The organism is Micromonospora arborensis (assembly GCF_003205615.1).
Lineage (GTDB): Bacteria > Actinomycetota > Actinomycetes > Mycobacteriales > Micromonosporaceae > Micromonospora > Micromonospora arborensis.
This window is the reverse complement of record NZ_PYBV01000030.1, coordinates 94803-120401: the sequence shown is the minus strand read 5'-3', so window position 1 is coordinate 120401 and position 25599 is coordinate 94803. Positions and strand designations below refer to the sequence as shown.

Sequence of the window (25599 nt, the reverse complement as noted above, 5' to 3'; positions counted from 1 at the left end):
GGGCCGCAGTGGTGGCTGGCCTCGGGTCGCTCAGAGGGTGGCGGGCTGCCGGTCACGCAGCCGGTCGACGAGGTCGGCGGCCGAGGTCGCCAGCAGCACGTCGTGCGGTTCCACCTCGACGCCGAGTCGTTCGGTGAGCCGAGACGCGGCCTGGATGGCCAGGATCGAGTTGCCGCCGAGGTCGAGGAACGTGTCGGTCCGGGTGACCGTGCCGAGATTCAGCACGTCACGCCAGGTTTCCGTCACGCCGGCCAGCACCGGATCCGCGCTCTCGTCTCCGCCCGGGCCGTCGTCGGCGACGAGCGCGAGCAGCGCCGCGCGGTCGGCCTTGCCGGTCTGGCCGACCGGTAAGGCGTCCAGGACGATCCACCGGGCTGGCACCATGTATCGGGGAACGCGGGCCACCAGGGCCGCCGACAGCTGCGCCGGGGTTGGGGTGCTGCCCGCGGCGGGCAGGACGAAGCCGACCAGGAGCGCCTGGGGGCCGTCGCCGAGCTTCTCCACGATGGCGACATCGGCCAGCCCGGTGGCCATGGTCGCCCGCTCGATCTCCTCCAGCTCGATGCGGAATCCCCGCAACTTCACCTGCCGGTCGAGGCGACCGAGCAGTTCGACGCCGCCGTCGGGGGTACGCCGGGCGAGGTCGCCGGACCGGTAGACCACCTCCCCGTCGGGCAGTCGGACGAACCGCTGCGCGGTGAGTTCGGGCTGTCCGAGGTAGCCCAACGCCACCTTCGGGCCACCGATGCACAACTCCCCCGTCGCGCCCTCGTCGACCGGACGCTGCTGATCGTCGAGCAGGTACAGGGTGGTGTGCTGCAGGGCCCGGCCGATCGGCACCCGGTCCACGCCGACGAGGTTTGCCGCGGTCACCTCCTGGTATGCCGCGAAGGTGGTGGTCTCGGTCGGGCCGTACGCGTTGACGAGCCGTCGGGGCGGCGTGGCCGCGAGCACCGCGCGGGCGGCGGCGAGCTGCATCTGCTCCCCGCCGACGAGCAGATTCCGCACGCTGCCGAAGGCGGCCGGGCGTTCCCGCGCGACCATGTGGAACAGCGAGGTGGTCAGGAACATGGTGGTGATGGCCTCGGCGCGCAGCAGCGCCACCCAGTCGTCCAGCGTCATGTCGGTGACTGCGGGCAGCACCACCACCGTGCCACCGGCGGTCAGCGTGCTCCACACCTCGAAGGTGGTCGCGTCGAAGGCCGGGTTCGAGAGGCTGACCATGCGGTCGCCGGGCGCCACCGGGCAGTATTCGGCGCCGTCGACCAGGCCCACCACCGCGCGATGCGGCACCACCACGCCCTTGGGGCGGCCGGTGGAGCCGGAGGTGTACGCCACGTAGAGCGGATCGTCGCCGCCCGCCTGCTCGTCGAGGGCGGGCTGGTCCGACGCGGCTCGTGCCGCTGCGACGGTGGCGGGCACCCAGGTCAGGTCGGCCGGCAGCGCCCAGTCGGCCGGCGCGCTGTCGGTGGCGGTGACGACCAGGCGTACCTCGGCCTCGGTGACGAGGGCGGTGTTGCGGTCGGCCGGATTGCTGGCGTCCAGGGGCAGGTAGGCGGCACCGCAGCGGGCGATGGCGAGGATTCCGACGATCAGCTCCGCAGAGCGCTCCATCGCCAGCGCGACGATGTCGCCGCGCCGGGCGCCGTGGTAGGTCAGTTCGGTCGCCAACCGGGTGGCCGCCTGCCACAGCTCCCGATAGGTCATCTCCCGGCCGGTGACCGCCTCGCGTACGGCAGTCGCGTCCGGGCTTCGACGCACCCACCTGGCGACGAGGTCGTGCGCGGATCGTGAGGTGGTCGGTTCACTGTCCAGAGGTACGGGCGCCACGTTGTTCCCCCATGTGTTTACCTACGGGTCATACGATGGCCACCTTGACTACACGTTCACTTAACGCGATCGAGCTGGGGAAATACGACGACGGCGGCCCGAGGGGCCGCCGTCGCACTGATTCTCGGGGACTGTTCAGCGGGTCGCGGCCCGCCGCAGCACCGCGACGATCTCCCCGATGTCGCTCTCGGAGAGCTGGGGCAGTTCACCGGCGAACTGCTGGTGCGCGGCGGCGATCACGCCCCCGCTCGGTGCGCCGGCATCGAGCGCCAACTGCAGATCCTTCGCGGCCAGTCCGTACGAGAACTGGGTGGGCGCCGCAGGATCGTCCAGCCGGGCGCGCACCCGCGGCACGAGTGAACCGAGGGCGGTGCCGCTCAGCGCCGCCATCGTGGTCTCGGTGGACAGCCCGAGCCGATCGCCCAACGCCAGCGCCTCACCGACAAGCACGAAGGAACCGCACAACGCCACGTTGACGACGAGTTTGACGGCCGCGCCCGCGCCCAGTGGCCCGACATGCTGGACCTTGCCAAGCACGTCCAGCACCTCGCGTACCCGGGTCAGGGTCTTGTCGCTACCTCCGAAGAGGATCGCCAACTCGCCGGCCGCGGCGGCCGGCAGGCTGCCCTTGACCGGGGCGTCCGCGAGGTCCAGGTCGGGCAGCCGGTCGTGCAGGGAGGCGACGTAGTCGGGGCCGACGGTGGACATCTCGACAAGCGTCACCCCCGGGTCGAGCGCGGCGGCGGCACCGTGGTCGCCGAAGAGCACCGCGTCCACGGCAGCCGGTCCGGTCAGCATGGTGATCACCACGTCGGCCCCGGCGACCGCCTCGGCGGGGGTCGCGGCGGCCCGGGCCCCCGCCTGTACCAGCGGCGCTGCCTTCTCCATTGTCCGGTTGTAGACCGTCACCTCATGGTCGGCAGCAATCAGCCGACCGGCCATCAGGGAGCCCATCCGGCCGAGACCAAGAAATCCGATGCGTGTCATCCGGACAACCTAGCGTCACCTGTCGCGGCACGCCCCACCCGATCAGCAACCTCGCCGGTCGATCGATTGCGGGTAGGGTGGCGCGGGTGACTGTCGACCAGACGCCGCTCTTCGTGGTCGCCGACGTGCACGGCCACCGCGCCGAGCTGCGCGACGCGCTGCAGGATGCCGGCCTCACCGACGCGACCGGGCACTGGTCCGGCGCCGACGCGCGGCTGTGGCTGCTCGGCGACTACGTCGACCGCGGACCGGACGGTATCGGGGTCATCGACGACGTGCTGCGGTTGACCGGCGAGGCCGCCGCGGCCGGCGGTGAGGTGCACGCGCTGCTGGGTAACCACGAGGTGCAGTTGCTCGCGGCGTACCTCCTCGACACCGGCACGGTGCCCGGCTGGCAGCAGCAGGACGGCTTCCGGGGCGCCTGGGCACGATTCGGCGGTCGAGACGACGACCTGCGCCGGCTCCGCGACGAGCACATCTCGTGGATCGTCTCCCGACCGGCCATGGCGGTCGTCGACGGCTACCTGCTGGTGCATTCCGACACCACCCGCTATCTGGAGTTCGGCGACAGCGTCGCCGCCGTCAACGCCGGGATCGCGAAGGCGCTCGCCAGCCGGGATGCCGCCGGCTGGCTGACCTTCTGCTACCAGATGAGCGACCGTGGCGCGTTCCGGGACAGCGAACCGGCCAAGCCGGACGACCCGGTGGCCACCATGCTCGGCACCTACGGTGGCGAGGTGCTGGTGCACGGGCACAGCACGCTCACCAAGCACTTCGGGGTCGCCCCCGGCGAGGTGCGCGAGGCCCTGCGGTACGCCGACGGCCGTGTCCTCGCCATCGACGGCGGCGTGTACGAGGGCGGCCGGATCCTGGTCACCCGGCTCGACGATCATGGTCTCGGTCGTGATCGGTCAGCCACGTCCTAGAATTCCGCCATGGACGACACCACCAGCGGCATACAGATCAGACGCGGTGGCCCGGCCGATGCACCCGCCGTACTGGACATGCTCGATTCGGCGGTGCTCTGGATGAACGATCGCGGCAACACCGAGCAGTGGGGCACAACGCCGTTCTCTGAATTGCCCCAAGGGCCCGAACTGGTCGACAGGTACCTGACCGAGAACCTCCCATACATCGCGGAGGTGGACGGAACGCCGGCCGCAACCCTGGTGTTGGACTCCGGGCCCAACCCGAAGTCGCCTATCGCGCCCGCGAAGGAACCCGAGCGGTACGTCCGCCTACTCGTCACCCACCGACGATTCGCCGGTCAGGAACTCGGGTCGGCCCTGCTGGCACACGCGGTGGAGGAGACCCGGCGGGCCGGCGTGGGGTTGCTACGGGTCGACTGCTGGGCGGGCGGCGGTGGCGAGTTGGTGGCGTACTACGAGCGCCACGGGTTCACCTCCACCGAAACCTTCCTCGCTGGAACCTGGCCGGGGCAGGTGCTGGCCCAGCGGGTCGGTTGAGCCGCCACCACCCCGGCGTGGGCGTTCTCAGACCTCCTCGGCGCCGTCGAGCAGGGCCCGTCGCAGGGCCAACCGGTGCTCCCGGCGGATCTCCGCCTCCCGGTAGCGACGCCGGTCCCCGTCCGTCTCCGGTAGCAACGGCGGCACGGCGCGCGGTTGGCCGTCGTCGTCGATGGCGACCATGACCAGGTGGGCGGTGGCCACGTCGGTGGGCGGCACCGCCCGATCCCACCGGTCCGCGGTGACCTTCACGGCCACCTCCATGGAGCTGCGGCCCGCCCAGGTGATGCGCGCGTCGACGTGGACGACGTCGCCGACCCGAACGGCCCGGAGGAACGCCGTCTCGTCGATGGCGGCGGTGACGGCCGGCCCGTCGGAATGCCGGGCGGCGACCACTCCGGCAACGGAGTCGATGAGGTTGAGGATCCGGCCGCCGTGCACCGTACCCATCAGGTTCGTGTGGTGCTGATCCATGATCTGCGACAGGGTCAGGTGCGACGCCGACGGCGCTCGACCGGCGATCGTGATGATGTCGTGCACAGCGGTAGTCCGTCCCTCGGGAAACCACACCACCGGAACGCGGACGCACGCTGACGAGGACTCACCCACGCAGATGCGTGGCAGGTCACCCGCTCAACCCACCCGCGAGGCCGACGGCGGCGCACACGGTTGTGTACGCGGCACCGGCAGGTCTTCGGACTCGCGGGCCGGACCGGCTGCACGCCGATCTCCTACTGGCCGTCGCTTCCCGGGCCACTGCCCAGTGCTGATGACGGCTGTCGTTCCCACTCACCGCTGCGGGGCAGCCCCGGATTTCCACCGGATTCCCTCTTGCGACGCCCGATCGGCATCCGACCGGGCGAACCAGCGCCGCCGGGAAGCATAGCTGGTCAGCGAGGCTGCCCAGCCGGCCGGCGTGCCTCGTGGCCGAGCGGACCACGCCCGCACACGAAGATCGATCCCCAGCCGCGCCGACGGTGGCGGTGACGGCACCAGTGCAGTTCCAGGTCAACCGCGCCGGCACGGCGGAGTCGGCGCAACTGGAGCGGTACCTGGGCGCGTACGGGCACCTGGTCGTGGTCCGCGAGGGTGACCTCGGCTACGTGCACGTCCACCCCGAGCCGGAACTGGTCGACGGAACCGTCAAGTTCTGGCTGACCGTTCCGAGCTCCGGCCGGTACCGGGCGTTCTTCGACTTCCCGGTTGGCGGGAAGGTGCACACCGCCGAATACACGATCAACCTGCCCTGAGGCGAGGGGTCTGCGCGGGGTCCGATCGGCGGCACCGGAACTTTTCCCCTGGTGGCACCGACCATCCTGACGCCAGCTCCGTTGCCGAAGGGACCGTTCATGCCCAGCACCACACAGGCCGGCGCACGTCGCCGCCCGGCCGCTCTGCTCGCCACCGCCGCCCTCCTGGCTGTCGGTGTCGGCGGCTGCGGACCGTCGGACACCGCGTCGTCCGCCACCGCGAGCCCGTCGGCGTCGGCGAGCGTCGCCACCGGCGTGGTCGGCATCCGGGACCCGTGGGTGAAGGCCGCCGACAAGGGCATGACCGCGGCGTTCGGCACGCTGGTCAACGACGGCGAGACCGACGTCACCATCACGGGCGCGTCCACCGACGTGTCCCCCATGGAACTGCATGAGATGATCATGAAGGACGGAAAGATGGTCATGCAGGCCAAGCCGGGCGGCATCGTGATCAGGGCGAAGAGCACCCAGGTGCTGGAGCCGGGCGGCGACCACCTGATGCTGATGGACGTGAAGCAGCCGGTGCGGCCCGGCGACGAGTTGACCTTCACCCTCACCTTCGCCGACAGCAGGACCCAGACGTTCACCGCGGTGGCCAAGCCGTTCACCGGCGCCCAGGAGAGCTACGCGCCCGGCCACGGGGCGAGCCCGACGCCGGGAATGAGCATGAGCCCGACCGCATGACCCCGGAACCCGCATCCCGTCCGGTGCGCAGGCGTGGCCTGCTCACCGGCGGTGCACTCGCCGCCGGGGGCGCGCTCGCCGGTGTCGCCGGCGTCACCGCGTTCGTCGACAAGCAGGCCGAGGACCGCGACGACCGGCTGCCCGCGGCCGTCCCCGTCGCCGCCGTCGGCAGCACGGTCGAGCCGTTCCATGGGCCCCGGCAGGCCGGCGTCGCCACCGAACCGCAGGCCCACGCGTCGTTCGTGGCGCTCACTCTCCGCGCCGGCGTCGAGCGGATCGCGGCGGGTCGGATGCTGCGGCTGCTGACCGGCGACGCGGCCCGTCTCACCCAGGGCCAGCCCGCCCTGGCCGACACCGAGGCCGAACTCGGCCTGCTGCCGGCACGACTGACCGTGACGTTCGGCTTCGGCCCGGGCCTGTACCGGGCGGCCGGCGTCGACGACCGGCGGCCGGCATCCCTGGCCGCGCTGCCCTCGTTCCGCATCGATCGACTCCAGCCGGCCTGGTCCGGCGGTGACCTGCTCCTGCAGATCTGCGCCGACGACCCGATGACCGTCGCGCACGCCCAACGGGTCCTGCTCAAGGACAGCCGACCCTTCGCCACCGTCCGGTGGGTCCAGCAGGGCTTTCGCCGCAGCCCCGGCGTCGAGCCCGGCGGCCGCACCCAACGCAACCTGTTCGGGCAGCTCGACGGCACCGCCAACCCCCGCTCCGGGACGCCGATGGACGCCGCCGTCTGGGTACCCGACGGCCCCGCGTGGCTGCGCGACAGCACCACCCTGGTCGTACGGCGCATCAGCATGAACCTGGAGACGTGGGACCTGCTCGGCCGCGCCGACCGTGAACTCGCCAGCGGCCGGCGCCTCGACACCGGCGCACCCCTGACCGGCGCCGCCGAACACGACGTACCCGACTTCGCCGCCACCGGCCCGGACGGCCTCACCGTCATCCCGGACTTCTCCCACCTCACCCGGGCGCACGTCACCGACGACCGGCTGAAGATCCTGCGCCGGCCCTACAACTACGACGGCGCTCCGACAGCGGAGGGCCACGCCGACAGCGGCCTGATCTTCACCTCGTACCAGGCCGACATCACCCGACAGTTCCTCCCCATCCAGCGTCGGTTGGCCGAGCGGGACCTGCTCAACGAATGGACCACCCCGATCGGATCCGCTGTCTTCGCCATCCCGCCCGGCTGCCGGCCCGGCGGTTGGATCGGCGAACAGGTGCTCGGATGAACCAGCCCACCGGAGGGTCGCTCACCATGTTGTCTCGTTCCCGCGCGGTCCGGCTCCTCGTCGCGGTGCTCGCCGCCCTGGTGGCACTGTTCGTCGTCCCGGCTGGCCCGGCGTGGGCGCACAACTCGCTCAGGTCCGCGTCACCGGCCAAGGACGCGACCCTGCCCAGCGCGCCGAGCGAGCTCACGCTCGAATTCCTGCAGCGGCTCGATCCCACGTTCACCACCATCGTGCTCACCGACGCCGCCAAGCGGAAGGTCCCGACGGGCGACCCGGTGGTCGCCGGGGCGAGGAGCACAGTCAAGGTGAGCGTCACCCTGCCGAACGGCACGTACACGGTCGCCTACCGGGTGGTCTCCGTCGACGGGCACCCGGTCCAGGGGTCTTATCCCTTCACGGTGGCCGACCCTTCGGTGGCCGCAGCGCCGACCAGCACGACCGCCCAAGGGGCCAGCCCATCGGCCGCCGCGGCTGCGGAGCCCGATCGCCGTCCGGCGGCCGGTGTCCTCGTGGGCGGCGGCGCGCTGGCCGGCCTCGCCGTGGTGGCGACCAGCCTGCTGTGGCGGCGGTCGGCTCGACGCCGACCGTAATCCGCGCTGCCCGCTCATCACCTCAGAGTCAAGGTCAACACGTGTCCGACACAGATCCGCGGCAGCTCGCCGCCGAGAGCCCCGGCAGTGCCTCCACGATCGTGACGGCCGCGCCAGCAACCGCCCGAGCGCGGAGCACCGCTCGACGCGCAGGCGCAGGGAGGTCCGGCTGGTTGATCGCGGTGGCCGCCGTCCTGTCGGGGGTCGCCCTGCTGCTGCTCGGCCTGCGGCTCGGCGGCGCCCTCGCGGCCGCGATCCCGGGACTGCCCGACGCGGGACCGACGACGGGCTGGGCGCTGCCAGCGGTCCGGCTGCTCTCCGACGGCCTGGCCACCGTCACCGTCGGGATGCTGGTGACCGCCGCCTTCCTGCTGCCTGGCGACGAACGCAGCGTCTCGCCGCACGGCTATCTGCTCCTGCGGCGCGCGAGTGTCGCGGCGGTCGGATGGGCGGTGGCGGCCCTGTCGCTGCTGGTGCTGACGGTGTCCGACCTGCTCGGGCAGCCCCTGGACACGCTCAGACCCTCGACAGTGGTCAGCTTCGCCACGAGCATCGCCCAGGGGCAGTCCCTCGCGTTGCAGGCAGGGTTGGCGCTGGCGGTGGCTCTCCTGTCGCGCGCTGGTGTGTCCCGCGGGCTCGCGGCGGCCGTCGCGGTCCTGGCGTCCGTGGCGGTGCTGCCCCCGGCCTTCACCGGCCACGCTGCCGGGGCTGGTAACCACCAGATCGCGGTCACCAGCCTGGCCCTGCACATCCTCGCCGCCGCCATGTGGATCGGCGGGCTCGTCGCCCTGCTGATGGTGCGACGCGGCCGGCTGCTGGCCGATGCCGTCGCCCGGTACAGCCGCCTCGCGCTGGGCTGCTTCGTCGCGGTGACGGTCAGCGGCGCTGCCAATGCCGCCGTGCGACTCGGCGCGGTCGAGCAGCTCTGGCACTCCCGCTACGGCTGGCTGGTCGTCGGCAAACTCGCCGCCCTGCTGATCCTCGGCGCCGCCGGCGCGGCACACCGCTCCCGTACCCTGCCCGCCCTGCGCGCCGGCCAACGGCATGCCTTCGGACGGTTGGCCGCCGGGGAGCTGATGGTGTTCGCCGCCACCGTGGGACTGGCGGTGGCGCTGTCCCGCAGCCCTACCCCCGACGCCGTCTCCAGCGCCGAGGCCGACCCGATCACCGAGTTGCTCGGCTTCCCGATGCCCGCCGCACCCACGCCCGCCAACCTGCTGGGGCAACCGCTGCCGGACATGTTCTTCCTGACCCTCTGCGTCCTCGGAATCGGCGGGTACCTGGGCGGCGTGCGGCGACTGCACGCCGGCGGGCACCGGTGGCCGGCGGCCCGGACGGCGAGCTGGGTCGGCGGGATGCTGCTGCTGGCCGCGGCCACCAACCTCGGCGTCGCCCGCTACGCCTACGTGCTGTTCAGCGCGCACATGGCCCAGCACATGGTGCTGTCGATGGTGGTGCCGATCCTGCTCGTCGGCGGCGCACCGGTCACGCTCGCTCTCCGCACCCTTCGCCGACCGGGCGACCCGCAGGTACGCGGCGCCCGGGAATGGCTGCTCATCGCGGTGCGCAGCCGGCCGACCAGGCTGCTCACGCACCCCCTGGTCGCGCTCGGCATCTACTCCGCCAGCCTGTTCGGCCTGTACTTCAGCGACCTGCTCGGTGTCCTGATGCGCTCGCACCTCGGTCACCTGGCGATGCTCACCCACTTCGTGGTCGCCGGCTACCTGATGTGCTGGGTGCTCATCGGCGTCGACCCGGGCCGTCGACGCCTCCCCCATCCCCTGCTCGTGACCATCCATCTCGCGTCGATGATGGCGCACGGCTTCTTCGGCCTGGTCCTCATGCAGACCACCACCGTGCTCGCGCCCGACTGGTACATCTCTGTGCACCCTGCCTGGGCGTCGTCGTTGCTCGACGACCAAAGGCTCGGCGCCGGCATCGCCTGGGCGTTCGGGGAGATTCCCGCCGTCCTCATCATGATCATTCTGGTTCGTCAGTGGATCCGGGCCGACAAGCGCGAACAGGCCCGCCTCGACCGGGCCGCCGACCGGGCCGACGCCACGGGCGAGGATGACGACCTCGCCCGCTACAACGCGTTCCTCGCCGCTGCGGGGCAGAGCGCCGAAGACTCGCGACGAACGGCGGCTCCCGGGCTCCCCGAGGCCTGAACAGGGGCGTCCGCCGCAGCCCCGTCGCGCGTGGCGGACGCTCTGTCAGGCCGGCCGGCGGGTCGGGTTGTCCGCCGGCGCGCACGTGGTGCACGTGACGGCGGGCCGGCTCGGACCCGCGCCTGGCACCGGCACGTTCGCGGGAACCGCGCGGCACATCCTCCCGACTACCCCATCAAGCGGGAGCTGATGCACACGAACCGCCCGCCGACGCGCCACCGACACGAGCACCGACCGTCGGGCGCGACCCGACGACCCGATCGGACGATCATGTCTCTCACCGAGTTGTCCGGCACGACGACGCCGGAGCCCGCCGCGGCCGGTGACGCACCCTCCCGGCCGTCGCGGCGGGCCGCACCGTTGGGCGCGCTGCTGCTCCGGCTGCACTTCTACGCCGGCGTCCTCGTCGCGCCGTTCCTGGTGGTCGCCGCGTTGACCGGTCTGGCCTACACCACGACCCCGCAACTGGACAACATGTTCTATGGAGACCAGTTGACGGTCGCCCAGGTGGGTGAGCGTCCGCTACCACTGGCCGAGCAGATCGGCGCCGCCCGGAACGCACACCCCGACGGCAGCATCACCGCCGTGCAGCCCGGCGACGGCGACCACACCACCAAGGTGGTGTTCTCCCAGCCGGAGCTGGGCGACAAACAGCACACCGTCTACATCGACCCGTACACCGCCGAGTCCCAGGGGCAGCTCACCACCTGGTTCGGCTCCACGCCGGCCGCCACCTGGCTGGACGACCTGCACCGCCACCTGCACCTGGGCACGGTGGGCGAGCACTACTCCGAACTGGCCGCCAGCTGGCTGTGGGTGCTCGCGCTCGGTGGAGTCATCCTGTGGTGGCGCCGCCGCAGCGCCGCTCGTGCCACCGCCCGACACCTGCTCGTGCCGGATCTGTCCGCCGGCAAAGGCGTACGCCGCACCCGGGGCTGGCACGCCACCACCGGCATCTGGCTCGCCGCCGGCCTGCTCTTCCTCTCCGCGACCGGGTTGACCTGGTCCCGCTATGCCGGGGCGAACTTCAGCGCCGGCCTCGACGCGCTCGACGCTCGCACTCCGGTGATCTCCACGAGCCTCGCCGCCGTCCCGGCCGGAACCGACGGCGGCAACCACCACCACGGTGACGCCGGGGCGGGCGGGTTGGTCGAATCGGCGGCCTTCGACCGTGTTCTGACGGTCGCACGCGACGCGGGCCTCTCCGGCCCGGTCGAGATCGCCCCGGCGACCGCGCCCGGCTCGGCCTGGACCGTCACGCAGACCGACAACACGTGGCCGATCGCCAAGGACCGCGTCGCCGTCGACCCGGCCACCAACACGATCACCGACCGCAGCGACTTCACCGACTGGCCCCTGCTGGCCAAACTCAGCGGCCTCGGCGTCCAGGCCCACATGGGTCTGCTGTTCGGCCTGGCCAACCAGATCCTGCTCGCCGCGCTCGCCCTCGGGCTGCTCTGCGTCATCGTCTGGGGCTACCGCATGTGGTGGCAGCGCCGACCCACCCGCGGCGACCGCCGTGCCCTCGCCGGCACCCCACCGGCCCGCGGCGTCCTGCGCGGCCTGCCGCTCTGGGCGCTGCTGATCGGCGTACCCGTGACTGCGGCGATCGGCTGGGCGCTGCCGCTGTTCGGGCTCACCCTGCTGGCCTTCCTCGTCATCGACGTCGTGGTGGGGGCGTGGTCACGACGTCGAGGGTCTGCGGCGGCCCCCACCTCCCCGGCACCTGCCGGCAACTGACGCCCCGTCGGTGCCGGGTCGCGCTGCCTGCGCGACCAGGACTTTCCGAACGCCGCGTTCCACGCGTACGAGCGTTTGCCCATCGACCGCGTCAGCAGGACGACGAGCCGGACCGATCCGGCAGGTCGGTGCCGTCAGGGGTTGCCGCGGTGGGCGGCCCACTCGTGTTCGAGGATGGACATGTCGTGGGCGTCGATCCAGTCGCCGTCAAAGCACAGGGCGTGGCGGCGGGTGCCTTCGTGCACGAAGCCGATCTTTTCGTAGACGTGACGGGCGCGGGGGTTGAAGTCGAAGACCTCGAGCCCGACCCGGTGCATCCCGAGCTGGTCGAAGGCGTAGCCGACCAGCAACCGGGTGGCTTCGCTGCCCAGGCCGCGACCGCGGCCCTCCGGCCCGACGAGGGTACGAAAGCTGACGCTGCGGGCATCGGGGTCCCAACAGTTGAGGACAACCTCGCCGACGAGGCGGCCGGTGGCCTGGTCCACGACGCCCAGGTCCAGCCGGTCATCGGCGGCGGCCCGTGAGCCGTACCAGGCGCGGCTGCTCTCCAGCGGTGGGGCCTCTCCAAGGTCCGCGCTGTTGCTGACACTGCCGGTGAGACGGGCCACCTCGGGATCGGCCATGATCGCGCTCATGGTCTCGGCGTCATCGGCGGTCAGGGGCCGCAACGTGACCAGGCGTCCGGTCAGGGTCGGCTTGTGACTGAGATTCTTCATTGGATCCTCCCCCGTGACCTGCTGAGCAGCACTCACGATTGCCACGACGTCGCCGCGTCACCCTAGCGGGTCGACGCCGACGAGGGCGGCCACTTGTTCGATGGTGGCGACGTCGAATTCACCCCCTGGCGGGAAGGCGTTCGCCGCGTCGAGGGAGGTGGCAGGCGTGTGGTGAGTCCGATGGTTGACCTCATCGCGGCGCGGCACAGCGCCGCAGCAACAGGGGAGAATCGGATGAGGAAAGTGATCCGCCGCGTGGCATTGACCGCAGTCGCGGCCCTGGCCACCACGATGGGTGCTGCCGCCGTGGGCGGCGCGGCGAACGCGACGACCGAAGGACCCGCCGCACGGGAGACTGCCAGCGTCGGGAGCGTGCGGGGTTGGGGGCGCCTGAACTACGAGGATCCGCTCCACGTCGTGCAGTTCTCCGTGGACGCCACCGTCACCTACCCACCGGGAACGGCCAACCCGATGAACGGTCTCGCCCGCGGCACGGCGCGAATCTCTCACCACGCTCCGAACGCACCGGGCGGGCCGTGACGATCTGGGCGGAGATCAAAGTCGACTGTGTCGTCACGGGCGGCCGGGTCGCCACCGTTACCGGAGAGGTCGTCGACGCCGACCCGATGAGCCGGGAGATCGGGTGGATGAAGCAACGCTTCGGCTTCAGCGTCGCGGACAACGGCAGGGGGCACTTCGACCGGGTTGGCTGGTCCGGCCCACAGCTGCGGGACGTGCCCGGACGGCCCGACGATCCCGAGCTTCGGCGATGCATGGCTCCGGCACCGTTCCACACCGTCCGGGCGGGTGGTTACACGGTCGTGGACGCGAACTTCGCCGGGTGAGACGGCGTTCGGGGCCGACGGCTCTGTCGGCCCCGGGGCGTACCGGACGCGAGCTCGGCGGCCTTGGGTACGACGGTGGGGGATCGCGGATGGGACGCGTGAGCTAGGCCGGCAGTGCCGCGACCGTGGCCGCGACGAAGCCGTCGGGGTTGTCCAGCATGATGTTGTGACCGCTGTCGGGTACGGCGACCACCCGCACGCCGGCATCGGTCAGGGCCCGCACGTCGATCGGTTCGTTGCCGGCCGGGTGGAGGTAGGTGCGCGGCACGGGCAGTTCGAGCAGCAACTCTCGCATGGTGGGGGTGCTGCCGCGGCCGAGGTGTGCCGCCGTGCGGTACAACGCCTCCGGGCCCGTGAGCCGCATCGTCGCCGCCCAGGCCGGGCCGACCCGGGTGAGTGTCTCGGTTCGGCCGTCGCCGTGGACGAACTGCTCCTCGGTGTAGCGGGCGCGGATGCCAACGCCCGGAGGCTGCGGGTCGAGGGTGGCGTCGACGAGAACCAGGGCGGAGACAAGGTGCGGATGGCGGGCGGCCAGGACGATGGCGACGGCTCCGCCCATGCTGTGCGCGATCACCTCTGCGGCGCCGACCCCGGCTGCTGTCATTGCGGTGGCGACGAGGTCGGCGTGCTCCTCCAGTGTGTACGAGGCGTCGGCCGGCCGGTCGCTGATGCCGTGGCCGAGCAGATCCATCAGCAGACTGCGCCGCCCGGCGAGGGCGGGGCTGGTGGCCACCGCAGCGTAGTACGCCGGTGAAGAGGCACCGAGCCCGTGCAGGTAGACCCGTGCGGGTGTGGCGCCGGGAAGTTCCACCCAGCGGATGGTCGTGCCGTCCGGTCGGACCTGGGCACCGCGCATCACGTACCTCCTGACCTATACCTCGTGTTCGAGGTATTCTGTTGCCGAGGTAAGTTAGCACGGTGATGGAGTTCGCGATATTGGGCTTCCTGGCCGACGCCCCGCTGCACGGGTACGAGCTACGCAGACGTGTTGCCGCACTCACCGGCCACGTCCGGCCGATCGCGGACGGGACGCTGTACCCGACGATCAAGCGGATGGAACGGGCTGGTTGGCTTCGCCGGGACGTGCAGGCTGGGCAGGTGGCGGCACCACGGCACGTGCTGATCCTCAGCCCGGCCGGACAGGCGGAGTTACTGCGTCAGCTCCGCACACCCGACGAGCTCTTCATCAGCGACGAGAACCGCTGGTTCACGCTGCTTGCCTTCCTGCATCACCTCGACGACCCGGTGGCCCAAGCGGCCGTCCTGCGCCGCCGGCTCGACTTCCTCACGCAGCCGGCGAGTTTCTTCTGGGACGGCGACCGACCGTTGCGCGCTGACGACTTTCCCCACGACCCCTTTCGCCGAGGGTTGTTCCGCATCGCCACCGCCACCAGCCGCACCGAGATTGCCTGGCTGCGAGACATGCTGACGACGCTCACGCCATGACCACCCGGACCTGCCGCGGCGATCACCATGGGGCGGACGGCGCCGGGCCGAGCCACCTCGTCGGCCACGTGACCTGCTGCTTCGTACGACGCGAACACCACCCGCTGCGGCAGCGTCTCGTGCGTGAAGCTGACCCTGACACCGTCCCGGCCGAGGTCGGTCACCTCAGCCCCGGGTGGAGCAGGTCGTCGAGGCCGATACGCGTGAGGAATTCGGCGCGGATCCGGTCGGCGACCACGCTCACGACCTCCGAGCCGTCGTCGACGGGGTCGATGTGGACCCGGAACGGCCGCTTGCCGTGCGGCGTCTCCACGACCCGCACGACCGCCGCGGCCACCTCGGCGACGTCGGCGTCGGGCGGCGCGAGTTCCGCCAGCCGCTGCGAGACCTGCTCCATGAGGCCCGCGTAGCGCTCGTCGTACGCCTTGACTGTCGCCTCGTCCGCCGGGCGGCCACTGTGGGCGAAGTGGTTCGTGCCGTGGGTGAAGGAGCCCGGTACGACGATGCTGGTCTCGATGTCGAAGCGGGCCAGCTCGGCGGCGTAGCTGATGGCCAGGGCGTCCATGCCGGCCTTCGCCGCGAAGTACGGGCCCAGGTACGGCGGGGTGCCGCCCCGGGTGCTGCTGGAACCGATCCAGACCACGAGGCCCTTGCCGCGCGCACGCATGTTCGGCAGGGCGGCCCGGTTCACCCGTTGGGTGCCGAGCACGTTGATGTCGTAGACGTGGGCGATCTCCTCGGGGGTGAACGCCTCGGTCGGCCCGGTGACCATGTGCCCGGCGTTGTGGACGAGGACGTCCAGCACACCGTGCGCGGCGATGATCTTCGCGACGGCGGCGTCGGCGGACTCCTGCGACTGCACGTCGAGTTCGATGGTGCGCAGGTCGACGTTGTGGTGGTGGGAGAAGGCCGCGGTCTCGGCGACCGCCGCCGCGTTGCGGCCGGTGGTGGCGCGCATGCTGGCGTAGACGGTGTGGCCGGCGCGGGCGAGCGCCCGGGCGGTCAGCGCGCCGAAGCCGCTGGACGCGCCGGTGATCAGTACGACGGACATGAGAGGTGGGTTCCTTCGTTCGTTGCTGCTGTCCGTGGGATCAGAAGACGATGACGTTGCGGCCGTGCGCGGTCCCCGACGCCATGGCTGTCAGGGTGGCCGGTGCCTGGTCGAGAGAGATGCGGGTGATCTCGGGGAGGATCCCGTGCGCGGCGGAGAAGGCGAGGGTGTCGCGGAGGTCGTGCGGCGACCCGGACGGGTTGGCCATCACGTGCAGTCGGTTGAGGACCATCGGCTGGCTGGGCAGGCTCAGCGGGGTGTTGTCATAGCCGCAGAGCACCAGCGTGCCGTCTGGGGCGAGCCCGCCGAACGCGGCTGCCGCGGCGGCGGTGGTGGGCGCGGCATTGAGGATCACGTTCGCGCCGCCGTCCCAGTCCTTCAGCGCCGCGGCGGGGTCCTGCTCGCTGGACACGATGAACCTCTCCGCGCCGAGCGACAGCACCTGCTCCTCGGCACGGCGGGAGTGACCCAGGACCGCGACGCGAGCGCCCATCGCGGCGGCGTAGCGGATCGCCAGCGCTCCGATGCCGCCGGAGCCGATGACGGCCACCCGTGACTCCGGGCGGGTCCCGGCCTGCCGCAGTCCGTTGAACGCCGTGATGCCCGCGCACATCAGCGGTGCCGCCGCGACCGGATCCAGTCCGGCCGGCAGCGGAGTCACGAAACCCGCTTTCAACACCGCGAACTCGGCGTACCCGCCGTCGACGACGATGCCGGTGATCCGCTTCGCCGGGCAGAGGATCTGGTCACCGCGTACGCAGTAGTCACAGTGCCCGCACGAGTCGGCCAGGAACTGCGCCCCCACCGCCGTACCCACCGCCGGGAAGGCGACCCCCTCCCCGACCGCTTCGACGACACCGGTGATCTCGTGACCCGGCACCACCGGGAATCGAGCGAACGGAAAATGGCCGCGGACCAGGTTCAGGTCGGTGAAACAGACCCCGCAGGCGGTGATCCGGACCAGGACCTCGCCGGGTCCGGGGGTGGGTACGTCACGTTCGACGAGCGACAACGGGGCGTCGACCCCGGTTGCGACAGCAGCGTGCATGCTTGATGGCTCCTTCTGAGTCGGTCGATCGGCCGCCCGTCGAGCGGCCGGCGTCGAGCGGCGGCGGCGCGTCGCGTGGGACGCTCCGCCGTGGTGCGACGGTGGCGGGCGGGAGCGGGATCGCCTCCGGCCCGGCCACCGTGTGCCGTCCCTCAGGCCGTCACTTGGCGAGGAAGGCGAGCAGCGCGTTGTTGACCTCGTCGGCGTGGGTCCAGAGCAGACCGTGGGGCGCCCCGTCGACCTCGACGTAGTCGGCGCTGGGAAGCGCCTTGTGGAACGGGCGCCCGGTGGCGTCGATCGGCAGGATGCGGTCGCCGGTGCCGTGCAGGATCAGGGCCGGAACATCGATCGCGCGGATGTCGTCACGGAAGTCGGTGATCCAGGTCAGCGGGGCGGCGGCGGCCGCGTACCCGCCGCCGCTGGCGGCGACGGCCGCGCTGTTCCGGACGGCTTCCTCGCTGATCCTGCTGCCCAGGTTCTCGTCGAGGTTGTAGAAGTCGGCGTAGAAGGCCGTGTAGTAGGCGTAACGGTCCTTGCGCACCTGCTCGGAGATGCCCTCGAAGAACTCCCGCGGCGCGGCGCCGCTCGGGTTGTCGTCGGTCTTGAGCAGGAACGGTTCCAGCGAGGCGAGGAAAGCCACCTTCGCGATCCGCGCCGACCCGTAGCGGCCCAGGTACCGGGCGACCTCGCCGGTGCCCATGGAGAAACCGACGAGTACGGCGTTGGTCAGATCGAGCTTCTCCAGGAGGACGTTCAGGTCCGCGGCGAAGGTGTCGTAGTCGTACCCGAGGGCCGTCTGGCTGGACTGGCCAAAGCCACGGCGGTCGTAGGTGATGACCCGGTAGCCGGCCCGCAGCAGCTCGGCCGACTGCTTCTCCCACGAGTGTCCGCTGAGCGGAAACCCGTGGATCAGGACGACCGGCTGACCCGTGCCGTGGTCCTCGTAGTACAGCTCGATTGCCGTGCTGTTCTCTTCGCCCACCCTGATGTACGGCATGCGTCTTCCCTTTCCCTGAGTGGTCCCTCGCTGTCGAGGGCGCCGCGGGCGCCGATGCCGGGTGCCGGCGGAGCGCCGTTGCTCCGCCGGCCGCATTCGTCGTCGGCGTGCTCTGCCGCGGCGATGCAAGAGTCGGGCACCGGCGTCTGGGAACGCATCCGTCACATGACTGGACACCCGTCCACGAGTCGACAGGGAGGTGTGGCAGGTCTCGCGGTTCGTGCTCGGGCAACGAACGTTGGCTGCCCAAATCCTCGTCGGAGGCGTGCACCCGTCGCAGGCCAGTCATCCGCCAAGTCATCTGACCGGTCACTCGACGAGCCAGCGAAGACAGGCTGGGTCACGCAAGGCACGGAGGTTTCGCCACCCGCGACAGCGGCGCCGGAAGCAGTGGAAACGGAGAACGACATGCAGCACCCTCGGGCCGACCGGGGGGTGTCCTGGGCACGTAGGGACGACTACCGCTCCACGGCTTTCACGACCCCCCGCACGGAATCCTCGATGCACGGCGAGGCCGTCATCGCGGCGTCGCCGGAACGGGTGTACGCACACCTGGTCGACGTCTCGCGGTGGCCCGACTGGCTTCCTGAGGTACGCCGAGCGCACGCTCCGAACGGGATTCGGCTGGGCGCGGCGTTCGAGATCGAGATGTACGGGATCCGACTGGAGGCCGTGGTGCCCGAGTACGAGCCCAACACCCGGTTCGGTTGGATCGGTTCCTCGCCGAACATGAGCATCTACCAGGCGTGGGACCTCGTCCCGTTCCCGCCCGGCACCCAGGTGATCGCGAGGAAGGTCGAGCGGGAGCTCACGACGGTGATGATGGGCAACTCGCGGGTGGAGGAGCTCTACTACGCCCACCAGGACGCGCTACTGCGACTGAAGAAGGTGGCGGAGGCTGGCGGGCCGTCGGCCTGAGGGCGATGCCGGGTACGCGACGGCACCTCGTCCGGCCGCTACGGTCCGGGTGCCTCGTCGATCCCCCCGTCCGCGTCCTCGCTCAGTTCCGCGAGCGCGTCCCGGAGCGCGGCCCGGGACGTGATGCCCAGTTTGGGGAAGATCTGGTACAGGTGGGTGCCGACCGTCCGGTGCGAGAGGAACAGCTTCTCGCCGATCTGTTTGTTCGTCAGACCCGAAGCCGCCAGTTCCGCGATCTCCCGTTCCTGATGGGTGAGCACGGCGGTGCGTCGATCGTTTCTCGGCTTCGCCAGGCCGGTGGCGCGCACCTCGTTGCTCGCCCGTCTGATCCACGGTCGGGCGTCCAGCCGTTCGAAGGTCGCCAGGGCCGCCCGGAGCTGGGCACGGGACTTCGCCGTCGCTCTGGTACGGCGCAACCGCTCCCCGTATGCCAGACGGACCCGGGCCAGGTCGAACGGCCAACGTTCGATGTCGGGCAGCGCCAACGCCGCCTCGAAGAGCTCCTCGGCACGGTCGTCCGGGGCGGTGAAGGCTGACGCCGCCGCGCTGAGCAGCGCGAGCCGCGGCGACAACGAGCCGATGTCTGCCTCCTGGAGGCAGGCGGTGTGCGCTGCGGCCTCACGGAACCGGTTGGTTCGGACAGCCGCCTCCACCAGGTCCAGGCAGCCCCACAGGGCGTGCGGCACGTACGGCGCGAGCGTGCCCGCGGGACTGACCAACGTCGCGTGCTGGTACGCGCTCTCGAAGTCACCTCGCGCCAGGTCGTTCAGGCCGCGCACGTGGTAGGCGTAGAACTCCGCCGCCCGCGCTCCGCGGGGTACCGCGAAGCGCAGAATGCGGTCGGTCAACGCATCACAGGCCTCGGCGTCTCCCCGCGCGGCGGCGAGCAGAGCCTGGATGTACTGGAAGTACCAGCCGAAGAATCCGAACCCGTGCTCGTCGCACAGTCGGATGCCCTCGTCCGCGAGGTCCGCGGCCTCGCCCCATCGCCCGCTGTGGTAATCGTCCATGCACAGGTGCAACAGCACGCCGAGGTGGCGGCGGGCCGGCGCGGCGCCCTTCCGGCCGAGGCGGACAACTCGCCAGTCGGCCTCTCGACAGGCCCAGAGCCGGTCCAGGTAGATGGCGGCGATGCCGACGCGGACGATCTCCGTAGGGTCGACCTCGGCGCCCGTCCCGGCGACGAGCGCGTCGAGGCGGCCGGTCACCGCGTGCCCCTTGCGTGCCGGGTCGCTGAAGGTCGCGGCCGCCACCGTGAGCAGCTCGGGCGCTTTGGGTGTCAGCCGGTTGAGCGCGGCGAAGAACGGCTCCCAACTGGTGGGCTCACCCGTGAAGAAGCAGAGCAGCAGAAGCGTGTGCAACACGTCGATCAGGGCATCGTCGTCGGCGTCGTAGCGGTGGCCGCCCGCCTCGATGGCGCCGACCAGCAGTCGGTGCGCGGTCCGGACGTCGCCGTCGCTGTTGAGCAACAGGTGCACGGCGGCGGCCGTGGCGTACAACGAGCCACCTGGGCTGACCCGACGAGCGTCGTCCAACAGTTGCGAGGCGTTGGTGAGTTCGCCGCTGGCGTCGGCGCCGATGTAGGCGGCCTGCGCAAGCCGTCGACCGCGCTCGACGGGCTCCGGTGTCAGGTCGGCGGAACGGGTCAGCGACGCGACGGCGCCCACTGCGTCGCCGCGACGCAGGATCTGGTGCGCGGCCTGTTCCAGCAGCGCGGCGACCCCCTCGTCCGGCCCGACCGCCGCCTCGCCGAGGTGCCATGCCCTGCGCTCCGGCTGGCCGACGAGTGTCCGGGCGAGGGCGCGGTGCGCCCAGCGCAGTTCACCACTGGTGGCCACCTCGACGACCGCCGACTCGATCAGGGGGTGCCGGAAGGCAAGGTGATTCGTGCTGCTGTGGACCCGGACCAACTGGTCGCGCTCCGCCGGTTCGAGATCATCGAGGTCGTGGTCGCTCGCCGCATCAAGGAGCACGCCGAGTTCGCCCGTACCGTTCAACGCGCCGAGCAGCAGCAGCCGGCGGCAGGCCTCGGGCAGCTGGGACACCCGCGTCGCGAAGAGTGCCTGCAGCCGTCGGGTCAATGGCAGAACGGCCGGCAGGGGGGCTGCGGCGAGACGTTGCCGCCCGCTCAACGCGGAGGGCAGTTCCAGGAGGGCGAGCGGGTTCCCGCGAGCCTCCGAGAGCAACCGTCGCCGGACCGCCGGGGCGACCTCGGGAAAACGTTGGTTGATCAGTTCGCTGGCGGCGTCCGGCCGCAGAGGCTGCAGTTCGAGTTCGGGGATTCCCCCCTGCTCGAAGAAGCTCGCGGTGTGCGACCGGGTCGCGCCCAGAAAGCCCACGCTGGTGCCCACCAGCCGGCGCGCGACGAACCCGAGCACCGCCGAACTGGACCGGTCGAGCCACGGGAGGTCGTCGACGATGAGCAGCAGCGGCTGGGCCGTGGCCATGGAGCGGAGCAGGAGTAGTACCGCGTTGGACACCAGGAACCGGGCCGGCGGCTGGCCGCTGCCGAACCCGAGCGCCACCTGGAGCGCCTCGCGGTGCACGCCCGGGAGTTCGGCGAAGGCGTCGTAGAGCGGAAACAGCAGCTGGTTCAAGCCGGAATAGCTGATGTCCGCCTCGAACTCCACCCCGGCCGCCCGGAGCACGCGCATTCCCGTCTCCGTGGCCGACCCCGCGACCGCGTCGAGCAGCGCTGTCTTGCCCACCCCGGGCTCTCCGGACACCAGCATCGACCCGCCGTTGACCATCGCCTGACGCAGGAAAGTACAGGCCACAGCGAGTTCTTCGGCACGGCCGATCAACGACCACGTCGGCGCTTCGGATCGATCCATGCCGGCCACCTCCTGTCCGCGCTCGTCGGGGAATTAATCTGCGGTGCCGGTACGGTCGCCGCGCGGGAAACGCATCGACCGGACAACTCCGAGTCCCTGCACGCGGACCAGGGCCGGTCTCCCTTGGTGGGAAACCGGCCCCTGGCCTGCCGGGTGCTCGGAGCGACTCGAACCGCTGAAAATTGCTCGTTCACGGCCGCTCGGCATCGGCGGGGCTGCTCAGGCGCTGAGCTTGCCAGCGATCTTGACGACCCGCTGAGCCATGTGGTCGAGGGCGTTGAGCTGCGCGTCGCCCAGCGGAGCGTCGTTGCTCCCGCCGGTGACGTGCGAGACGCCGTACGGGTTGCCGTCGCCGAACTTCAGCGGGTCGGTGTAGCCGGGGGCGACGACCAGACCGCCGAAGTGGTGGATCGTGTTGTAGAGCGCCAGGAGCGTCGACTCCTGACCACCGTGCGCGGTCATGGATGCGGTGAAGCCGGCGTACACCTTGTCGGCCAGCAGACCCTGCCCCCACTGCGGGCCGAGCGTGTCGATGAACTGCTTCAGCTGGCTGGAGACGTTGCCGTAACGGGTGGGGGTGCCGAACAGCACCGCGTCGGCCCAGACGACGTCGTCGGCGGTCGCCTTCGCCTCGTTCTTCGTGGCGTCGAAGTGCTGGCTCCAGGCGGCGTTGGAGGCGATGGCCTCCGCCGGGGCAAGCTCCGGAACCTGGCGCAGCCGCACCTCGGCGCCGGCCTTCTCGCCAGCCTCGGCGAGCCGCTTGGCCATGGCGTGGAGGGTGCCGGTCGAGGAGTAGTAGATGACGGAGAGCTTGGTCATCGAAGGATCCTTTCGAGCAAAGTAGTTGCCGGTGATAAATTTGCGTCAGCAACAACTTGACTCTAGCAGCGGCAGCCAGGCATTGCCACCGGGCCTGCCCAGGCCACCCGCCGAGTGCCGCGACAAGAGCCGCGCACAGCGAAGGCCGCACCGGGCAGATGCCCGATACGGCCTTCGCTGCTCAGGCGCGACGCGCCTGGCTACGTACCCGGAGCTGCCGACGTTCCCAGCCCGGCCTGGCCCCCGTCAGTGTCCGTGCGCGTCGCCTGTCGTCCAGTCCTCGACCGGAGTGAGCGGAACTGGTGCCGGCCGATCCACCACCGTCGTCAGCTCGATCCGCCGACCTTCGGCTGCCGCCTGGAGCAGGGTGGTCATCGTTTCGAGAACGTGCAGCGCGACGTCCCCGCCAGCACGCGGCGGACGCTGACCGTCGGCCCTGACCAGGTCGATCAGACCGATGCCCCGGGACGACCCGGCGTAACCGGCCTGCGGTTCGAGCACACGCCACTCGGTGGCACCGAGCGCGAAGAGGCGGACCTCACCGTCGAAGCGGTTCGGATCGGGTACGGCGAGCGTGCCGGTCTCCCCGTGCACCTCGATCGGAGCGGCCGTCGTCGCGACGCCGTCGAAGCTCGTCGTGATGGTGGAGAGAGCACCGTTGGCGTGCTCGAGCACGCCGGTCACGTGGGTGTCCACCTGCGCCGGGATCCGCTGGCCGACGCGCGGGCCCGAGCCGATGACGCGCTCGTCGCGCAGGCGGCTGCCGGCTCCGCTCACCGCGCGAACCGGCCCGAGCAGGTGGATCAGCGCCGAGAGGTAGTACGGCCCCATGTCGAGCAACGGGCCACCACCCGGCGCGTAGTAGAAGTCGGGGTTGGGATGCCAGCGCTCGTGCCCCGGCGTGACCATGACGGCCGACGCGGACATCGGGCGTCCGATGAGCCCGCCGTCGATCGCCGCCCGCGCCGTCTGCGTACCCGTCCCCAGCACGGTGTCCGGCGCGCACCCGACGCGGACGCCGGCCGCCGCGGCCCGTTCGATGATCGAACGGCCGTCCGCGAACGTCACGGCGAGCGGCTTCTCGACATACACGTTCTTGCCCGCGTCGATCGCGCCGAGCGAGATGTCGGCGTGCGCCGCGGGGATCGTGAGGTTGAGCACCGTCTGCACGTCTGGGCGGGCGAGCAGGCCCTCGACGCTCAACGCCTCGGCACCGGGAATCGTGGCCGCGACCGCAGCCGACCGGGAGGCGTCCAGGTCGGCCACTGCGGCGACGCGCACCGCGGGATGGTTCGCGAGTGTGTCCAGGTACGCGCGGGAGATGACCCCGAGACCTACGACGCCGACGCCGTGCGGGTCGCCCACACCATCCCCCTCTCGATGACGGTACGGACGCCTGCGTGCTCCAGCACCTCAGGGCTGTGTCCCGGGGTCGTCACGACAATGCGCCCGGCACCCCAGAGTCGGGTCCAGATCGCCGGCGAGGTGACCGGCCGGTGCCACGGATGCCACGCCTGCGTCGGGTGGGTGGTGACGGCCAGTACGTCGATCAGGTCGTCGTGCAGCACCCAGTACTGCTCGGTGACCAGGTCGAAGTCCTCGATACCCGCAGTGATCGGATGTTCCCGACCGAGGTCGGTGATGCGTACCGTGTGCGGCAGGAAGTTGTCCTCCGCGTCACCGTGCCGCTCGCACGGCTCCTTACCCGGATGGGTCGCGAACTGGCCGCCCACGAGATGCAGGTACTCGGATGACGCGCGGAACGAGTCCACGATGCCGCCGTGCCAGCCGGTGAAGCCCGTACCGGCGATGACCGCCGCGCTGAGACCCGCCGACTGCTCCGAGGTGATCTGCGACATCGTCACGCACTGCACGACGAGGTCGGTGGCGGCCATCTCGGCGGCATCGGCGTAGATCTCCGTCGACTCCTCGACCCGTACCGCATAGCCGCTACGTTCGAGGAAGGGGATGAACAACTCGGTCGCCTTGACCGGCTGGTGCCCCTCCCACCCGCCCCGAACCACCAGTGCTCTCTGCTGCGCCACCCTCGCTCCCTCCCCCGGCGCGCCGCCACCGGGCTGGCCGTTCCCGCCCGGCGGCGTGCCGCCGATGCCCGTACTCCTCGAGCACGGAAACCGTACTCGTAGATGCCGCACTTGATCTACGCCAGTCGACATCTACGCCAGTCGACGCCGGGCGTCGGACCATGCCAGAGCTCGGCTTCCATCGCCTGCCCGCCTGTAGTCCGACGGCGTGGGGTCTGACGGTGACCGCCAGAGTCTTCGTGGTCCGGGTGATCCGCTGCCGTCGTACGGTCGATCAGCGTTCATCCGCGGCGGCTGGCGCGATCTGGTCGAGGTGTGCGCCGACGGTGGCCTTGGCGGTTGCGTTCGAGGTCCGGCCGGGGCGCAGGAGGGCGTGCAGGATCACGCCGTCGACGAGGGCGTAGAGACGCTCTGCCTCGACCTTCTGATCGAGCCCGGGCCGGAGCGCACCGGCGTCGGCCAGTCGCCGGATCATGGTGGTGAAGGCGTCGGTGAGGCGTTTGTCGATTTCCTTGCGCAGGCCGGCCATGGTCGGTTCTACGACGGCGCGTGCCGTGAACGCGAGCCACACTTCGCACTCGCCGCGCCGTGGCCGGTCCAGCGGCAGCATCTCGTCGATCATTGACCGGACCACCGCACGCTGGTCGCCTGTGGTGTCCACGGCTCGAATCCGCTCCTCGATCCGTTCCCCCACCAACCGTAGGGCGAATCCGAGGAGTTCGGACTGGGTGGCGAAGTAGTGGCGCAACGAACCCATGGACAGACCGGCCTCGCGCGCCACGTTTCGCACCGATGCCTGCTCCAGCCCGTCCCGCATCACGATCCGCCAGACCGCTTCGGCGAGCTCGGTCCGTCGGGCCTGCGCATCCACCAGCTTCGGCATCACCCTTTATAACACACCCGTGCTACCTTCTTGCTGCTAACACA

General features: G+C 70.9%; 25 protein-coding genes and 1 riboswitch. Of the genes, 12 read left to right on the top strand and 13 right to left on the bottom strand.

Translation table 11 applies throughout. From position 1 onward, the window contains the following. Window positions 1–30: 30 nt before the first annotated feature. Window positions 31–1830, bottom strand: coding sequence for a non-ribosomal peptide synthetase (locus C7C45_RS23350; protein ID WP_208641269.1), 1800 nt, complete (start codon window positions 1828–1830; stop codon window positions 31–33). A 135-nt stretch (window positions 1831–1965) separates the two neighbouring features. Continuing rightward, on the bottom strand, window positions 1966–2817 hold the full coding sequence (locus tag C7C45_RS23345; protein ID WP_110565839.1) for an NAD(P)-dependent oxidoreductase: 852 nt from the start codon (window positions 2815–2817) through the stop codon (window positions 1966–1968). A gap of 86 nt (window positions 2818–2903) precedes the next feature. Here C7C45_RS23345 and C7C45_RS23340 point away from each other — a divergent pair, with 86 nt between their 5' ends. After that, complete coding sequence (locus C7C45_RS23340) at window positions 2904–3743, top strand: metallophosphoesterase (RefSeq protein WP_110565927.1); 840 nt, start codon at window positions 2904–2906, stop codon at window positions 3741–3743. A gap of 9 nt (window positions 3744–3752) precedes the next feature. Next, window positions 3753–4283, top strand: a complete 531-nt coding sequence (locus C7C45_RS23335; protein WP_110565838.1) for a GNAT family N-acetyltransferase — start codon at window positions 3753–3755, stop codon at window positions 4281–4283. A gap of 27 nt (window positions 4284–4310) precedes the next feature. Here the strand turns inward: C7C45_RS23335 and C7C45_RS23330 are convergent, their stop codons facing one another. Beyond that, window positions 4311–4757, bottom strand: a complete 447-nt coding sequence (locus C7C45_RS23330) for an acyl-CoA thioesterase (protein WP_260321991.1) — start codon at window positions 4755–4757, stop codon at window positions 4311–4313. A 194-nt stretch (window positions 4758–4951) separates the two neighbouring features. Beyond that, window positions 4952–5167: riboswitch (cobalamin riboswitch) on the bottom strand. Window positions 5168–5266: 99 nt separating this feature from the next. Here C7C45_RS23330 and C7C45_RS23325 point away from each other — a divergent pair. From C7C45_RS23325 to C7C45_RS23295, 6 genes are all read left to right on the top strand, one after another. Next, window positions 5267–5533: a hypothetical protein gene (locus tag C7C45_RS23325; protein WP_244200521.1), complete on the top strand. Its 267-nt coding sequence runs from the start codon at window positions 5267–5269 to the stop codon at window positions 5531–5533. Between the two features lie 99 nt (window positions 5534–5632). Further along, on the top strand, window positions 5633–6217 hold the full coding sequence (locus tag C7C45_RS23320) for a copper chaperone PCu(A)C (protein WP_110565926.1): 585 nt from the start codon (window positions 5633–5635) through the stop codon (window positions 6215–6217). Beyond that, entirely contained in the window at window positions 6214–7455 is a 1242-nt protein-coding gene (locus tag C7C45_RS23315) for a Dyp-type peroxidase (RefSeq protein ID WP_110565836.1), read from the top strand. The genes C7C45_RS23320 and C7C45_RS23315 overlap by 4 nt, the downstream gene beginning before the upstream one ends. Further along, window positions 7452–8045, top strand: coding sequence for a copper resistance CopC family protein (locus C7C45_RS23310; RefSeq protein ID WP_425271167.1), 594 nt, complete (start codon window positions 7452–7454; stop codon window positions 8043–8045). The genes C7C45_RS23315 and C7C45_RS23310 overlap by 4 nt, the downstream gene beginning before the upstream one ends. Before the next feature lie 41 nt (window positions 8046–8086). Further along, window positions 8087–10213, top strand: a complete 2127-nt coding sequence (locus C7C45_RS23305) for a bifunctional copper resistance protein CopD/cytochrome c oxidase assembly protein (RefSeq protein ID WP_244200520.1) — start codon at window positions 8087–8089, stop codon at window positions 10211–10213. A gap of 270 nt (window positions 10214–10483) precedes the next feature. Next, window positions 10484–11953, top strand: coding sequence for a PepSY-associated TM helix domain-containing protein (locus C7C45_RS23295; RefSeq protein ID WP_110565833.1), 1470 nt, complete (start codon window positions 10484–10486; stop codon window positions 11951–11953). A gap of 134 nt (window positions 11954–12087) precedes the next feature. Here C7C45_RS23295 and C7C45_RS23290 read toward each other — a convergent pair whose 3' ends face one another. Then, window positions 12088–12669, bottom strand: a complete 582-nt coding sequence (locus tag C7C45_RS23290; RefSeq protein WP_110565832.1) for a GNAT family N-acetyltransferase — start codon at window positions 12667–12669, stop codon at window positions 12088–12090. Window positions 12670–12903: 234 nt separating this feature from the next. Here C7C45_RS23290 and C7C45_RS23285 point away from each other — a divergent pair, with 234 nt between their 5' ends. Both C7C45_RS23285 and C7C45_RS23280 read left to right on the top strand, forming a co-directional pair. After that, the gene (locus C7C45_RS23285; RefSeq protein WP_146247388.1) at window positions 12904–13209 is read left to right on the top strand and encodes a hypothetical protein; all 306 of its coding nucleotides are present in this window, start codon (window positions 12904–12906) and stop codon (window positions 13207–13209) included. Further along, a complete protein-coding gene (locus tag C7C45_RS23280) occupies window positions 13206–13514 on the top strand; it encodes a hypothetical protein (protein WP_110565830.1) in 309 nt (102 codons plus the stop codon). Before C7C45_RS23285 ends, C7C45_RS23280 begins: the two co-directional genes overlap by 4 nt. 103 nt (window positions 13515–13617) lie before the next feature. Here C7C45_RS23280 and C7C45_RS23275 read toward each other — a convergent pair whose 3' ends face one another. Continuing rightward, window positions 13618–14370, bottom strand: a complete 753-nt coding sequence (locus C7C45_RS23275) for an alpha/beta fold hydrolase (protein ID WP_110565829.1) — start codon at window positions 14368–14370, stop codon at window positions 13618–13620. Between the two features lie 65 nt (window positions 14371–14435). On the opposite strand from C7C45_RS23275, the gene C7C45_RS23270 reads away from it, so the two are divergent. Then, entirely contained in the window at window positions 14436–14960 is a 525-nt protein-coding gene (locus tag C7C45_RS23270; RefSeq protein ID WP_244200529.1) for a PadR family transcriptional regulator, read from the top strand. 160 nt (window positions 14961–15120) lie between these two features. On the opposite strand, the gene C7C45_RS23265 is transcribed toward C7C45_RS23270, so the two are convergent. The 3 genes from C7C45_RS23265 to C7C45_RS23255 form a co-directional block, all read right to left on the bottom strand. Beyond that, window positions 15121–16011 carry an SDR family NAD(P)-dependent oxidoreductase gene (locus tag C7C45_RS23265; RefSeq protein ID WP_110565827.1) on the bottom strand — a complete coding sequence of 297 codons (891 nt, stop codon included), beginning with the start codon at window positions 16009–16011 and terminating at the stop codon, window positions 15121–15123. A 40-nt stretch (window positions 16012–16051) separates the two neighbouring features. Continuing rightward, window positions 16052–17059 (bottom strand): alcohol dehydrogenase catalytic domain-containing protein, encoded by a 1008-nt coding sequence (locus C7C45_RS23260; RefSeq protein WP_110565826.1) that lies wholly within the window; start codon window positions 17057–17059, stop codon window positions 16052–16054. 160 nt (window positions 17060–17219) lie between these two features. Next, complete coding sequence (locus C7C45_RS23255; RefSeq protein WP_110565825.1) at window positions 17220–18056, bottom strand: alpha/beta fold hydrolase; 837 nt, start codon at window positions 18054–18056, stop codon at window positions 17220–17222. A 408-nt stretch (window positions 18057–18464) separates the two neighbouring features. On the opposite strand from C7C45_RS23255, the gene C7C45_RS34215 reads away from it, so the two are divergent. Continuing rightward, the gene (locus C7C45_RS34215; RefSeq protein WP_167454806.1) at window positions 18465–18974 is read left to right on the top strand and encodes an SRPBCC family protein; all 510 of its coding nucleotides are present in this window, start codon (window positions 18465–18467) and stop codon (window positions 18972–18974) included. Window positions 18975–19012: 38 nt separating this feature from the next. On the opposite strand, the gene C7C45_RS23245 is transcribed toward C7C45_RS34215, so the two are convergent. The 5 genes from C7C45_RS23245 to C7C45_RS23225 all read right to left on the bottom strand — a co-directional run bounded on the left by C7C45_RS23245 (window position 19013) and on the right by C7C45_RS23225 (window position 25555). Then, window positions 19013–21808 (bottom strand): helix-turn-helix transcriptional regulator, encoded by a 2796-nt coding sequence (locus tag C7C45_RS23245; RefSeq protein WP_110565924.1) that lies wholly within the window; start codon window positions 21806–21808, stop codon window positions 19013–19015. Window positions 21809–22027: 219 nt separating this feature from the next. Then, entirely contained in the window at window positions 22028–22627 is a 600-nt protein-coding gene (gene wrbA / locus C7C45_RS23240; protein ID WP_110565823.1) for an NAD(P)H:quinone oxidoreductase, read from the bottom strand. Window positions 22628–22873: 246 nt separating this feature from the next. Continuing rightward, on the bottom strand, window positions 22874–23992 hold the full coding sequence (locus C7C45_RS23235; RefSeq protein ID WP_110565822.1) for a Gfo/Idh/MocA family protein: 1119 nt from the start codon (window positions 23990–23992) through the stop codon (window positions 22874–22876). Continuing rightward, window positions 23962–24672, bottom strand: a complete 711-nt coding sequence (locus C7C45_RS23230; protein WP_110565821.1) for a ThuA domain-containing protein — start codon at window positions 24670–24672, stop codon at window positions 23962–23964. The genes C7C45_RS23235 and C7C45_RS23230 overlap by 31 nt, the downstream gene beginning before the upstream one ends. A 274-nt stretch (window positions 24673–24946) precedes the next feature. Further along, window positions 24947–25555, bottom strand: a complete 609-nt coding sequence (locus C7C45_RS23225; RefSeq protein ID WP_244200519.1) for a TetR/AcrR family transcriptional regulator — start codon at window positions 25553–25555, stop codon at window positions 24947–24949. Between the last annotated feature and the right edge of the window lie 44 nt (window positions 25556–25599).

Bases quoted from the DNA above. Each gene is read 5' to 3' on its own strand.
- C7C45_RS23265 (WP_110565827.1), bottom strand. From the start codon at position 16,011: ATGTCCGTCGTACTGATCACCGGCGCGTCCAGCGGCTTCGGCGCGCTG.
- C7C45_RS23335 (WP_110565838.1), top strand. From the start codon at position 3,753: ATGGACGACACCACCAGCGGCATACAGATCAGACGCGGTGGCCCGGCC.
- C7C45_RS23255 (WP_110565825.1), bottom strand. From the start codon at position 18,056: ATGCCGTACATCAGGGTGGGCGAAGAGAACAGCACGGCAATCGAGCTG.
- C7C45_RS23245 (WP_110565924.1), bottom strand. From the start codon at position 21,808: ATGGATCGATCCGAAGCGCCGACGTGGTCGTTGATCGGCCGTGCCGAA.
- wrbA (WP_110565823.1), bottom strand. From the start codon at position 22,627: ATGACCAAGCTCTCCGTCATCTACTACTCCTCGACCGGCACCCTCCAC.
- C7C45_RS23270 (WP_244200529.1), top strand. From the start codon at position 14,436: ATGGAGTTCGCGATATTGGGCTTCCTGGCCGACGCCCCGCTGCACGGG.
- C7C45_RS23295 (WP_110565833.1), top strand. From the start codon at position 10,484: ATGTCTCTCACCGAGTTGTCCGGCACGACGACGCCGGAGCCCGCCGCG.
- C7C45_RS34215 (WP_167454806.1), top strand. From the start codon at position 18,465: ATGCAGCACCCTCGGGCCGACCGGGGGGTGTCCTGGGCACGTAGGGAC.
- C7C45_RS23225 (WP_244200519.1), bottom strand. From the start codon at position 25,555: ATGCCGAAGCTGGTGGATGCGCAGGCCCGACGGACCGAGCTCGCCGAA.
- C7C45_RS23315 (WP_110565836.1), top strand. From the start codon at position 6,214: ATGACCCCGGAACCCGCATCCCGTCCGGTGCGCAGGCGTGGCCTGCTC.
- C7C45_RS23285 (WP_146247388.1), top strand. From the start codon at position 12,904: ATGAGGAAAGTGATCCGCCGCGTGGCATTGACCGCAGTCGCGGCCCTG.
- C7C45_RS23310 (WP_425271167.1), top strand. From the start codon at position 7,452: ATGAACCAGCCCACCGGAGGGTCGCTCACCATGTTGTCTCGTTCCCGC.
- C7C45_RS23290 (WP_110565832.1), bottom strand. From the start codon at position 12,669: ATGAAGAATCTCAGTCACAAGCCGACCCTGACCGGACGCCTGGTCACG.
- C7C45_RS23330 (WP_260321991.1), bottom strand. From the start codon at position 4,757: ATGGATCAGCACCACACGAACCTGATGGGTACGGTGCACGGCGGCCGG.
- C7C45_RS23320 (WP_110565926.1), top strand. From the start codon at position 5,633: ATGCCCAGCACCACACAGGCCGGCGCACGTCGCCGCCCGGCCGCTCTG.
- C7C45_RS23275 (WP_110565829.1), bottom strand. From the start codon at position 14,370: ATGCGCGGTGCCCAGGTCCGACCGGACGGCACGACCATCCGCTGGGTG.
- C7C45_RS23345 (WP_110565839.1), bottom strand. From the start codon at position 2,817: ATGACACGCATCGGATTTCTTGGTCTCGGCCGGATGGGCTCCCTGATG.
- C7C45_RS23260 (WP_110565826.1), bottom strand. From the start codon at position 17,059: ATGCACGCTGCTGTCGCAACCGGGGTCGACGCCCCGTTGTCGCTCGTC.